8 protein-coding genes are annotated in these 12570 nt (G+C 45.7%); 6 read left to right on the top strand and 2 right to left on the bottom strand.

Annotation, left to right across the window (positions count from 1 at the left end; all coding sequences use genetic code 11):
- Nucleotides 1-16: 16 nt before the first annotated feature.
- The 3 genes from ACAY30_RS03145 (at nt 17) to ACAY30_RS03135 (ending at nt 2469) form a co-directional block, all read left to right on the top strand.
- Nucleotides 17-1327 carry an amidohydrolase gene (locus ACAY30_RS03145; RefSeq protein ID WP_290250893.1) on the top strand — a complete coding sequence of 437 codons (1311 nt, stop codon included), beginning with the start codon at nt 17-19 and terminating at the stop codon, nt 1325-1327.
- A gap of 253 nt (nt 1328-1580) precedes the next feature.
- Nucleotides 1581-2087: a GNAT family N-acetyltransferase gene (locus ACAY30_RS03140; RefSeq protein ID WP_290250894.1), complete on the top strand. Its 507-nt coding sequence runs from the start codon at nt 1581-1583 to the stop codon at nt 2085-2087.
- A 55-nt stretch (nt 2088-2142) separates the two neighbouring features.
- A complete protein-coding gene (locus tag ACAY30_RS03135) occupies nt 2143-2469 on the top strand; it encodes an antibiotic biosynthesis monooxygenase (protein WP_290250895.1) in 327 nt (108 codons plus the stop codon).
- A gap of 165 nt (nt 2470-2634) precedes the next feature.
- On the opposite strand, the gene ACAY30_RS03130 is transcribed toward ACAY30_RS03135, so the two are convergent.
- Nucleotides 2635-5217, bottom strand: coding sequence for a TonB-dependent siderophore receptor (locus ACAY30_RS03130; RefSeq protein WP_290250896.1), 2583 nt, complete (start codon nt 5215-5217; stop codon nt 2635-2637).
- Between the two features lie 313 nt (nt 5218-5530).
- Between ACAY30_RS03130 and ACAY30_RS03125 the strand changes: the two genes are divergently transcribed.
- The 3 genes from ACAY30_RS03125 to ACAY30_RS03115 all read left to right on the top strand — a co-directional run bounded on the left by ACAY30_RS03125 (nt 5531) and on the right by ACAY30_RS03115 (nt 10175).
- Nucleotides 5531-6367, top strand: coding sequence for a mechanosensitive ion channel family protein (locus tag ACAY30_RS03125; protein ID WP_290250897.1), 837 nt, complete (start codon nt 5531-5533; stop codon nt 6365-6367).
- A 306-nt stretch (nt 6368-6673) separates the two neighbouring features.
- Nucleotides 6674-8299, top strand: a complete 1626-nt coding sequence (locus ACAY30_RS03120; protein ID WP_290250898.1) for a S8 family serine peptidase — start codon at nt 6674-6676, stop codon at nt 8297-8299.
- A 373-nt stretch (nt 8300-8672) separates the two neighbouring features.
- Entirely contained in the window at nt 8673-10175 is a 1503-nt protein-coding gene (locus ACAY30_RS03115; protein WP_290250899.1) for a CoA-acylating methylmalonate-semialdehyde dehydrogenase, read from the top strand.
- A 127-nt stretch (nt 10176-10302) separates the two neighbouring features.
- Here ACAY30_RS03115 and ACAY30_RS03110 read toward each other — a convergent pair whose 3' ends face one another.
- The gene (locus ACAY30_RS03110) at nt 10303-12489 is read right to left on the bottom strand and encodes a diguanylate cyclase domain-containing protein (RefSeq protein WP_290250900.1); all 2187 of its coding nucleotides are present in this window, start codon (nt 12487-12489) and stop codon (nt 10303-10305) included.
- Nucleotides 12490-12570 lie beyond the last annotated feature (81 nt).

The following is a 12570-nucleotide window of genomic DNA, read 5'->3' as shown; positions in this document are numbered from 1 at the left end:
TCATTGAGAGATACTTATGTCCGTATTTAAAAAAACCTGCCTGGCAGTAAGTTGCTTTATCGCCCTGCACACCAATATCGCCTTAGCGCAACCGATTTCAGCTGACGCCTTAGCAAACGAGGTCGAGCAAGACGTTATTCAGTGGCGCAGACACTTCCACCAACACCCAGAACTGTCAAATCGCGAGTTTGCCACCAGTGAGCGTATTGCCAAGGAGCTCAAAGCGATGGGACTTGAGGTAACAACGGGTATTGCGCACACCGGTGTCGTAGCTGTACTCGATTCTGGCAAGCCAGGACCTGTTGTCGCCCTGCGCGCCGATATTGATGCATTGCCGGTAAAAGAGCAGAACGACTTACCGTTTGCGTCACAAGCAATGGGAGAATACAACAACCAACAAGTACCGGTGATGCACGCGTGTGGACATGACACTCATATCGCAATGCTATTAGGCGCTGCCAAGGTGTTAAGTCAACATAAACAACACCTCAACGGTAAAGTAAAATTTATTTTTCAACCCGCTGAGGAAGGAGCTCCCGCTGGCGAAGAAGGTGGTGCTGAACTCATGGTTAAACAAGGGGTAATGAACAACCCCGACGTTGATGTGATCTTTGGCCTTCACATTTGGTCAAATTTAGAAATCGGCAAGATCAGTTACAAACCCGGTGGTACCCTCGCTGCTGTCGACACCTTCAAAATCGTCGTCAATGGCAAACAAGCCCACGGTGCCTACCCATGGAAGAGTGTTGATCCAATCGTTACCGCTGCGCAGATTGTTATGAGCTTGCAAACCATTGTCTCACGAGAGTTAAAACTTATCGACGAAGCGGCCGTAGTTACCGTTGGCAGTATCAACGGCGGTGTGCGTTCCAATATCATCCCTAATCAAGTTGAACTTGTTGGTACCTTGCGTTCACTTAACCCCGAGATGCGCCAACACATTCGCGAAGCTGTGAGACGCAAAGCGGTAAATATCGCTGAAAGTATGGGGGCGACTGTCGATATAACCTTACCATTTGGTGCTGATTACCCCGTAACGTATAACGAGCCAGAGTTGATGGCGCAAATGTTGCCCTTGTTACAACGCAACCTAGGCGCTGACAATGTCGTATTGAGTAAGGCTCAGACTGGGGCCGAAGACTTTTCATTTTTTCAACAACAAGTACCCGGCCTGTTTTTGGGTGTCGGTGGTATGCCAAAGGGCATGGATTCCAATGATGCGCCAGCACATCACACACCTGAATTCTACATTGATGAAGGCGGATTAAAAACCGGTGTGCAAACATTAATCGGTTTGACCTTAGATTATATGCAAGCCAATCAATAACGCGCGCGGTGAAAAACGCCCAACGCCTGAAACATACAGGCGCCCATAAAACCAACGGCTCCATTTCTATGGGTCCGTTTGTTTTGTAAATAAAGCTCACCAATGCCAATTAAAATATTGAAATAAAAGCTTTTTATTTAATATCTTGAGAATAACGTTACATCTATGTGCAGCCTTTGGACGTTTGTTGATTACCACAATCGGCGATATCGCTATAGACTGTTATTACGTGTTGCTCGCCAGGAGATAGACATTGGATATTCAAATTAGTAACGAATCTGCCGAACACGCCTCAGCCATACATGATGTGACAGTGAAGGCATTCACAAACGCTGCCCATACAGATCACACCGAGCAGTTTATTGTTGCCGCGTTGCGTCGGGCAGGTGCATTAACTGTGTCTCAGGTGGCCAAAGTAGACGGCGAGATTATTGGCCACGTCGCCATCTCTCCCATCACCTTGTCAACTGAGACATCAGGCTGGTTTGGGCTTGGCCCTATCTCTGTTGTTCCCGACTACCAAAGACTTGGTGTCGGCACGAAATTAATGAATAGCGCTCTTGATGCACTCAAGGCAATGGGGGCGTCAGGCTGTGTTGTTCTCGGCGATCCTATGTATTATCAGCGTTTTGGCTTTCGCGTTATTGACGGCTTGGTTTATCCCGGTGTACCGGAAGAATATTTCCTCGCTTTGTCATTCTCAGGTGACTATCCGCATGCAAAAGTCAGCTACCATGACGCATTTTCAGCCAAAGCTTGACCCGGCCGGCACAAGCAGCGCATGGTCGCTGCCTTAAGATAATAGAGGAAAGTAAATGTTCGTCGTTATATACGAGTTTGTTGTGAAACAGGGGGATGAGCAACAGTTTATCTCGGCTTGGTCGAAGACAACTCAGGGCATATATCTTTTTAAAAACAGTCTCGGATCGCGGTTGCACCGTGATAAACGCGGTGTCTTTATTGCTTACGCGCAATGGCCTGATGAAGCCACGTACCGCAACGCGGTTAACATTGAGATGAGCGCAGATTACGAACAACAGCGCGAGCAAATGCGCAACAGTTTGCACCTCGAAGCAACCAAGGTTGTCTATGAAATGGAAGTCAACGTTGACTACTTACAACAGCAACCCATTGCCTTGTAAGCGACACGCTCCTTTGCGGATAGTTAGCTGAACGCCTTGCCTAACGCGCTAGAATAAATCTCGTGCCAGTGACATCAAGCGAAAAAAAAGGACCTAACATCTAGGTCCTTTTATCACACCGACAGACGCACTGTCGGTCGTTATTTACGCTAAATCAGTAGGCTATTAAAAGCTGTATTTGGCTTTTACGTAGTAGAAAGCACCGTTGTAATCAAACGGACCACTTTCGTAGTACTTACCACCAACGATTGAGTACGCGCCCTCTGGGCCTTTTTGTAGCTCTTGAGCTTCTTGGTCGAAGATGTTGTTACCGCCAACCGTAAAGGTTAGCTCATCAGTTGCATACCAGTTCAACTCTGCATCGAAGGTAATCGCAGAATCTGCCATTTCTGACCAACCAGATGAGGTGTCATCCGCATGCGTAGCAAAGTACTCACCAAAGTAATTCATGCGCACAAATGCACCAAATGAATCCCAGCTTTGGTTCACGGTGAACGTCGCTTGATGGTCGGGAATACCGTCTTCTAGACGACGAACCTTACCCTCATTGGTGGTAGTCGGATCGAATTTATCTACGGTGGTATCATTAAAGTTATAGGCCAAGCTAAACTTAGTGAAGCCGTCGAATAAATTCATTGAGTAGTTAGCGACTACATCAACACCTTGAGTCGTGGTATCAAAGTCATTATTGAAGAAGGTAACCGCTGAAATTAAGCCAGGGTTGCGAACACCGAGCGAACGCAGCTGTGCGTAGTCTTCTGCTCGTACGTCAATCTGACTTGACTGTGCCAAGCGATCAGTCACTTCAATGCTATAACCATCAATGGTCATAAAGAAGTCTCCTGACTGATAAACCAAGCCCGCTGCATACGAGGTTGACTCTTCTGGTGTCAACTCTTTACCGCCGTAGAACGATGACAACGGATCGGTAGGTGGCGCTAAAAATGATTGAATCAAATCACCGTTAACAATCGACGTTTGGGTGTTAACCACGTTTGCTTGACCAACAGTTGGCGCTCTAAAGCCGGTGTTGTGCGATGCGCGAAGCGATAAACTATCGGTTAATTCAAACTGGGTGGTGATTTTGTAATCCAGTGTGTCGCCAAAGGTAGAGTAGTCTTCGTAACGAAGCGCTGCACCAACCATCCAACCTTCGGTTAAATAGGTTTCAACGTCGGTGTAAAATGCCACGTTGCGACGCTCGTTGATACCTGCTGATTCAGGACCAAAGCCTTTAAAACCGTGCGAACCGATGTTAAAGCCTTGTGCCGCGTAAGGACCTGCTTTCCACGATGCTTCCTCACCAGCGACAATTTCAAAACTCTCTTCACGCCACTCAGCGCCAACAGCGAAGTTTAGATCTTCAGCTGTACCGATATCAAATGCGCGAACCAAATCGAAGTTAAAGGTTTTTTCAAGCTGAATGTAGCTACCTGTTTTGAAGTCAGTTGGGGTATCTAAACCCAGTGAAGGGTTAAGGCTGTTTTTCAATAAGAATGATGACGCATTGCGGCCAACAGAACCGCTTAGATCAAAACTCCAACCTTCTAACCAACCAGAATAGATATCGCCGCGAACACCCGCGGTAAGCGAGGTATCGGTAATATTACCACCAAATTGTGGGGTGTAACCGCCTGGGAATATTTGGTTCATTGAAAAACAGTTTGGATCGTCAAGCATCGCCAAATATTCTGGTGATGTTAACAGGTTACCATCTGAACCGTCTGCATTTTTGGGAATGTTAACCGTTGCACATGACGCTTCGCCGCCGTTGGCTAGACCAACATCACCAACCAGCAGGGTTTCACCGCCATCTAGTGAATAAACGTTACCGCGATTATGCGGGTTGCGATAATAAAAACCACCGGTTACATCTCGCTCTGAATAGTTACCAAACAAGTATGCTTCTTTGCCATTTGCCACGTCTAAGCCAATATTGGCAAATACAGTGATGTCATCCTCAATTTCAGGGTTACCCCAAACTTGTGCCGGATCGGCAACGGCGGTATTGCCCTGTGCGATCAAATTGGCAGCGTCAGGACGCTGTACTGAACGACTGGTGGCATCAACGTTTTTCAATTGGAAACTGAAGTTGGCAAAACCATCGTCGGTAAACGGCAGACCAATAAAGCCATCAACCGTGGTCGCACCACCGTCACCTTCGCCGTATTCACCGTACTTAACCGAGATAGAACCTCCATCGCGGTCATCGCGTAAAATAAAGTTCATTACCCCAGCAATGGCATCGGAACCGTATTGAGCTGATGCACCATCTCGCAAGACTTCCACTTGCTTTAAGGCAACAGATGGAATTACTGAGATATCCGCACCTTGTGCACCGTCGTTAACGCCACCACCTTGGAAGGCAATAACCGACGCACGGTGACGACGTTTACCATTGACTAACACAAGGGTTGAATCCGAGGACAGTCCTCGCAGGTTAACTGGGCGGATCAGCGTTGCCGCATCCGAGATAGGTTGTGCGCGAACGTTGAATGACGGAACGGTACTTTGTAACATATCAAGCATATCGCTTGAGCCTGACTTGCTCAATTCATCACTGCTGATAACGTCAACCGGTACTGGCGAATCGGCGATTGAACGAGGAGCAGCGCGAGAGCCAACCACCACAATTTGTTCAATATTTTCATCGGCTGCTGCGGTATTTTCTTCGGCGACAACGTGTTGACTGCCAAGCGCTAAGCCAACCGCTAAAGTCAAGTGACCTAATTTAAAGGTTCTAGACATAGTTTCTCCCTACTACTACTTATATTATTATTTATGCATATTATTTTTATATAGTGCATTTACTCTTATATCGAAGTAACAATAGTTTTACAACCCGTTTACAATATTAATTCACTATCGGCAACAGCGAATAACTAACCTTACATTAGTAGGCAGGTAAACGTGCGTTGTTAAATAAAATAAATGATGATTTTTGATTGGCTTTTGAGGATACTGCACAATCGAGAAAAACACGCATTAAAAACATCTAAGTCATTGATTGTTTAATGCAACGTTCTAATTTTTTTCAGTTTCTATCTAGGTGTTATTTACTATGGACTATGTTATCCAATTACTGTCAGCACTGATCACCAACAAAGTTTTTGTCTCTGTGGTTATTGTGTTGTTATTGCAGTTACTGTCGCAATATATTGTACGCACCATCAAACGCGATAATGACTTTCTCGATCAAAAGCACAGAACGTGGATTTCGCGCACCAAAAATATTAAGGCGGTTATTATCGCCGTGTTGCTGATCAGCCTGTGGTGGGGCGAATTGCAAACCTTCGCTCTGTCGATAGCTGCGGTTGCCGTTGCTATCGTTATCGCATCGAAAGAACTGATTCTGTGTTTAAGTGGTTCAATTTTACGCGCCACCTCGAATGCGTTTGTCATTGGCGATTGGATTCAGGTTGGCGATCACTCGGGTGAAGTTACCGAGCACAATATGATGTCGACGGTTATCCACGAAGTTGATATGGCGTCAAATACCTACAACTACACTGGACGCACGGTAACCATTCCCAATAGCCAATTTTTAACTGAATCTGTTAACAACATGAATTTTATGAAGCGCTATGTTTACCATACCTTTTCCATTCACACGGATACCAAATTAAATCCGTTTGAACTCAAAGAGTACATTTTTGCGCGAATGGATGAATACAGTGAAGATTTTATGGAAGTTGCAAGGCGATACAATGCCGTTATTGAAAAGCGCCTAGGTGTTGACTTACCCGGTGAAGAACCGTACATCCGCATTACCACCACCGAACAAGGCAATTTTATTTTCACTATTATTATCTTTTGCCCTACGGAACAAGCGGTGGCATTAGAACAAAGAATCACTCAGGATTTTATGCATTATAGATATCAACAACTCACTGGGTAGAATAAATCAATTTACTCTGCCGCTGCACAGCACAGTGCAGTGGCGCCAATCACTTTTAAATTTAACTCACGCCAGAACGTAGCATCAATACTTAACGGGATAGCATAACGGCCACAAAGAGAACGAAAAGATATAAAAAATCTGGAAATAATAACAATAAGTTTGATGGTTTTTTATTCAATTGCTGTACACTGAAATTTCTTGTTACAAAAATGTTAACGCACAGCAGCTTTTTGAACACCTGTAAAGCGGTTCGAAAAAACATTGATAAACAAGAACAATAAAAATAAATCAGGAGATTCTGCAATGACGTTAAAATCCTTTCTTATATCATCATTGGCTGTTGCCATTAGCACCAGCTTTAGCGCACACGCTGATGATGACAGATATATTATCCAAGTTGATAATCACAACAAAGGCACCGTAAAAGCGCTTGCTGCGCAGCACGGGGGGCAAATAAAACTCGATTCGAACGGCTTTGTTGTCGCCCAGTTTAACGGTAAAGACTTAGCGACGGTAAAAGGATTGCTTAACAGTCCAAAGATCAAACTTATCGAAGCCGACCAACGTCGTTATCCCATGGCGTTGTACAACGATGACCTTGGCGATCCGATGCAGCAACAGATCACTCCATATGCCGTTTACCAATCAAAAGCCAATCAACTAACCCTAAACACACAAGCGGGTATGAAGGTGTGCGTTATTGATTCGGGTCTCGATCGCTCTAATCCTGATTTTAACTGGGGCGCAATTACTGGTGACAATGATATCGGTACCGGTAACTGGGACGAGCAAGGTGGCCCACACGGCACCCACGTTGCCGGTACGGTTGGTGCAGCAGACAATGGCATTGGTGTGGTTGGTATGGCACCAGGGGTTGATATGCATATCATCAAAGTATTCAATGCCAGTGGTTGGGGATACTCATCAGACTTGGCTCACGCAACCAACTTATGTGCGCAAGCTGGTGCCAATATCGTTTCTATGAGTCTCGGTGGCGGTGGAGCCAACAGCACGGAATCAAACGCTTTTGCTGAGTTTACGGCAAATGGCGGTTTAGTGGTGGCGGCGGCGGGTAATGACGGTAATAGCGTCCGTTCATACCCGGCAGGTTATGAATCGGTGATGATGATCGGTGCCAATGATGCCAATAATAACATTGCCGCATTCTCTCAATTCCCTTCCTGTACGACTGGACGCGGTAAAAACGCATCATTTAACGACAGCGTCTGTGTTGAAGTAACCGCTGGCGGGGTAGACACCTTGTCAACTTACCCGGCAGGCACGGCAACGGCAGCGAATGTAACCGCAGACTCACAAGCCTATGCATCATCAGCCATGGAAAACACAGGTAGTGCAAGCGGTGCTGCGTATTTTATGGGCACCGCTGAAGTAGTTGACTCTGCGGCAAATGGTAAGATTTGTGTCATTGACCGCGGTAATATCAGCTTTCATGACAAAGTGTTAAACTGTGAAAATTCTGGCGGTTTAGGCGCGATCATCATTAATAACGAAGCCGGTATGTTATACGGCACGTTAGGAGAGCCAAATAGTACGACTATTCCAGCGGTTGGTACCGACTTAGCGGATCGCGATGCTTTGGTAAACGCCACCAATGCCAGTGTATCTATCGATAGCAGTGACTATGGATTTATGAGTGGTACCTCGATGGCGACACCGGCGGTATCGGGTGTAGCAGCATTGGTATGGTCTAATCACAGCGAGTGTAGTGGTACAGACATACGCAATGCCTTAAAGCAAAGTGCCGTTGATGGCGGTGCAGCGGGCCACGATGAGTACTTCGGTTACGGAATTGTTGACGCGGTTGCTGCAGACGCGTACTTAACCGCGAATGGCTGTGGAACCACTCCAGAGCCAGAGCCAGAACCCGAACCAGAGCCGTGTAAAGGCAACGGACCTCGTTGTCGATAACCTCGCGCAAGCTTGGTCATTGAAAACGCCAGCGCAGGCAATCGTCGATAATAACGACGTATTGCCTGCGCATTTTTTGTTTATAGTGCCAAAACAGACGATGATGTTAACCAGTCAAATCCCCCCTAATGAGCGGCGTCACGATGCTGGGCTGTAACTTTGTTCACCGGTAGTAGACTGGCGAGAAATAGGTTTCTGTGCCAATTGATGTTTACAAAAAGCCTATTTTCAGCCGTTAAACTTTTGTAAATTCCTTGTCAATTCACCTTGTAAAGCTTGCTAACACTAACAGATATTCATACCCTAATCGCAAACAAGCAATGTTTATAACAATAACAATATTGCTAAATCAACTAACAACAAGGGGCGAGCTATGAGTATTCGCGAAATACCACTGATTATCGGTGGTGAAAAAGTTATTTCAAAATCAACCAACTGGTTAGATGTACTAAACCCAGCGACGCAAGAAGTCGTAGCCAAAGTGCCAATGGCAACACGAGACGAAGTTGAATTGGCTGTCGCTAACGCCAAGCAAGCATTTGCTAGCTGGCGCAAAACCTCTTTGACCCAGCGTATGCGTATTATGTTTAAGTTCCAGCAATTACTAGAACAAAACACGCAAAAAATCGCCGAGTTGATCACTGAAGAACACGGTAAAACCCTACCTGATGCTGAAGGCGAAGTCGGTCGTGCGTTAGAAGCGGTAGAAAATGCCTGTGCTATTACCCGCCTACAGCTTGGTGATATCGCCAATAATGCGGCAACAGGGGTTGATGTGTACACACACAATCAACCTTTAGGCGTTGGCGTTGGTATCACCGCGTTTAATTTTCCAGTGATGCTACCCGCCTTTATGTTCCCTGCGGCGATTGCTTGTGGTAATAGCTTTATCTTAAAACCGTCAGAACAAGATCCATCAGCAACTATGTTAATGGTCGAGCTCGCGCTACAAGCCGGCGTTCCCGCAGGTGTCTTGAACGTGGTTCACGGTGGCCCTGATGTAGTTAACCAGCTGTGTGAACACAACGATGTAAAAGCTGTATCATTTATTGGTTCAACACATGTAGGCACTCACGTATACAATCACGCAAGTCAACACGGCAAACGCGCACAGTGTATGATGGGTGCTAAAAACCATATGGTGATCATGCCTGATGCCAATAAAGATCGCGCCATTAATGACCTCTTAGGTTCAGCATTCGGTGCTGCTGGCCAGCGTTGTATGGCCAATCCTGTTACCATTTTGGTCGGTGAAGCGAGAAACTGGTTACCAGAAATTGCTGAGCGAGCGAAAAAGCTTATTGTTGACGTTGGCACTAATCGCAACGCGGATTTAGGCCCTGTTGTATCGCCGCAAGCGAAACAACGCATTATTAGCATACTCGACTCTGGGGTTGAGCAAGGGGCTAACTTATTAGTGGATGGACGCAATATCAGCGTACCGGGTTACGAGCGCGGTAACTTCGTTGGTCCGACTCTGTTTTCTGGCGTCACGACCGATATGGATATCTACACCAAAGAAATTTTTGGACCTGCGTTATGTGTGCTAGAAGTTGATACGCTTGAACAAGCGATTGAGTTAATCAATGCAAACCCCAATGGTAATGGCACGTCACTTTTCACCTCATCAGGCTATGCCGCTCGTAAATTTGAAAATGACATCGACGTCGGTCAGGTGGGGATTAATGTGCCTATCCCAGTGCCGGTAGCGTACTTCTCATTTACCGGTTCAAGAGCTTCAAAGCTTGGCGATTTAGGACCAAATGGCAAGCAAGTCACCCAATTTTGGACACAGACGAAAACGGTAACTGCGCGTTGGTTTGAGCCAGATCACCAAGACGGTGAGACTGTACATACCACCATCTCGCTAAAATAACAGCATCGACATGACGTTGACTCGCTGCCTAGCGAGTTAGCGCAAACGATAAACAGAGGGCGATAACCCATTGGTTGTCGCCCTCTTTGTTAGCAAACCTCTTGTGTTATATCGACTGTGGCTTGTGTTAAACGATTCCTAGCATACTCTCGATATGTACATTGTCACCTGCGCTTTGTTTGGCTTTATACAGCGCCAAATCGGCTAACTTGAGCCAACTTGTCACGTCACTGCTGTACGCCGCAGGCGCAATTACGGCGCCAATTTGGACGGCGCTACTGGCATCGGTTAATTGACTTGCTTGCTGGCCAGATTCAACCATTCTACTCACCAGTTTATCTAATTTACGCGCCAGGTGGTGCTCGTTAATGTGGCTTATTGCGACGACAAATTGTAACTCACTAAAGCGAGCGGTGAGATCGCCTTCTCTGGCAAACTCATCGCTAATGTAATGGGCGATATCGCGCAATCTCTGCTCAGCACTACTTTGCTCACTTGCTGTAGAAGCAAACATTGCTTTGTCGAGCTCAATTAACACGCACGCTAAATTATTGTGATTGCGCTGTGTCAACTTTTGGACAACCGAAAATTGCCCTTCAAAGGCTTTTCTATTGGCTATCTTAGTCACCGGATCAGTGAGGGTTAACTCAGCGATCTTATCGTCCGCTAATGTTAGCTGTGCTTTGGTATCGTCGAGTTCCGATTGAGTCAGTTCAAGCGTTGCCGACCTGCGCGAATAAAAGTGTTTAAACTGCTGATAAAGGTCGACTATTTCCGTTGTAGTAGACGGGACAGTAGCGTTTAATTGATAGTCTTTGCGCTGCTCTGTTTGGGTTAATTGCTTGCCGATAAATGTTAATGGCTTAGTAATTTGGCGCGCCACTATGTTGGCAAATAGTATGGAAATTACCAAAGTACCAAACAACAGCTTGAGAATGAGTAAATACTCTTGTTCCACTGAGCTAGTCACTTGTTGCGACGGCTGGATAACAACCACTTGCCAGCCGTTTTGTAAGTGGCGGTGGGTCAAATAAAAACGGGTATTAACATCGATGCCTTGCTCGTAGAGTTCCACCAGTTTTATGTCGCTTTGCTCGTCAAAGGTAATATCTTTTTGTTGGCGGTAAAAAAACGTGGTCAGCGACGGATACAAAGATTGATCACTACTGAAAAGCACTTGGTCTTCAGCATCGAGTAACAAAACTTTGTGTGATTTTTTCGTGTGCTCGGTCCACATTTGGCTTATTGATTGCAAGTTAATCGCGGCCATTAACACCCCGTCAGGGGTGGCTGATTGGTCAAACGAAAACGCTTTGCTAAACAACAGTAATGGTTGGTTATTATCGACCTGATTAGGGACCACCTCGACTACCACTTCAAAGCTGTTGAGCGCTTTGTTAAACAGCGTCGAAAAGGCGTGTTTTCCAGCCTGCTGGTCACTGGTGTACGACACTAAACTATTTGACGTTGCATATACTGTTTGTTGTTGCTGGTTAACCAACATCACATCGTAAAACAATGGGTAATTATCTTGCATGCGCTGAGCATATGCTCGTGCTTGCTGCCAATCATCAGCGGCAATCGTCTGCATATAAGCATCGGCGTGGGTAAAGGCAAGCGCGTGGCTCTTGAGGAGGTTGTTGGCCGATAGCGCAATATAATTTCTACTATTAACTAAATCCTCTTCGAGCTCAGAATGCTGCCGATTGACCAAGCTTTGGGTGACTAACATCGATGTAATGATAACTGTAAAAGAGATCAACAAGACGGCAGCATAAACTAACTTTTGGTGTAGCGTGCGAATCACAACCGGTTGTTGTCGACCCGTTAGCGTAAATAAGTTGGGCCAAAAATATACCACTAGCCCTGCCAGACCAGCGTAAAAAAGACCATTGATGCCCTGTTTAATAATGGTAAACAACATTGTCTGCCAAGAGGAATCATAAGCAAGATGTAGCAGTAACGCTGTAACGGGAATACCTATGAGTAGCCAATATAATATATCGGCATAGAGCACATACATACCGCGTTTGCGAAGTAAAGCAAGACACACAGCTTCGAGACAAAAGCTGATATAAACAAAGGGATGATTAAACGATAGATAAAGGCCACTGACGACAATAATGGCACTGAGTAAGCTGTAAAAAACACCCAAGCGCATTGCCACGATAACAAACGCCATATTACCGATAATCAGGTGAATATTGGCGACCAATGGCAATGGGTAGAGATTAACCACAAATCCGAAAACAGACAGTACCAGAACAAACAATAGAGGTTTAAATTGGTTAGCTAACACATTGGAAAACGGCAAAATCAACTCGGCTCAGTAAATACTGCTTCTAGCAGAACAGAATAAAAAAATATGTGATCCGAATGTTAACAGTAAAATGTT

This window comes from Thalassotalea ponticola (assembly GCF_041379045.1).
GTDB classification, from domain to species: domain Bacteria; phylum Pseudomonadota; class Gammaproteobacteria; order Enterobacterales; family Alteromonadaceae; genus Thalassotalea_A; species Thalassotalea_A ponticola.
The sequence above is the reverse complement of the archived record's forward strand: the minus strand, read 5'-3'. Positions and strand labels throughout refer to the sequence as shown.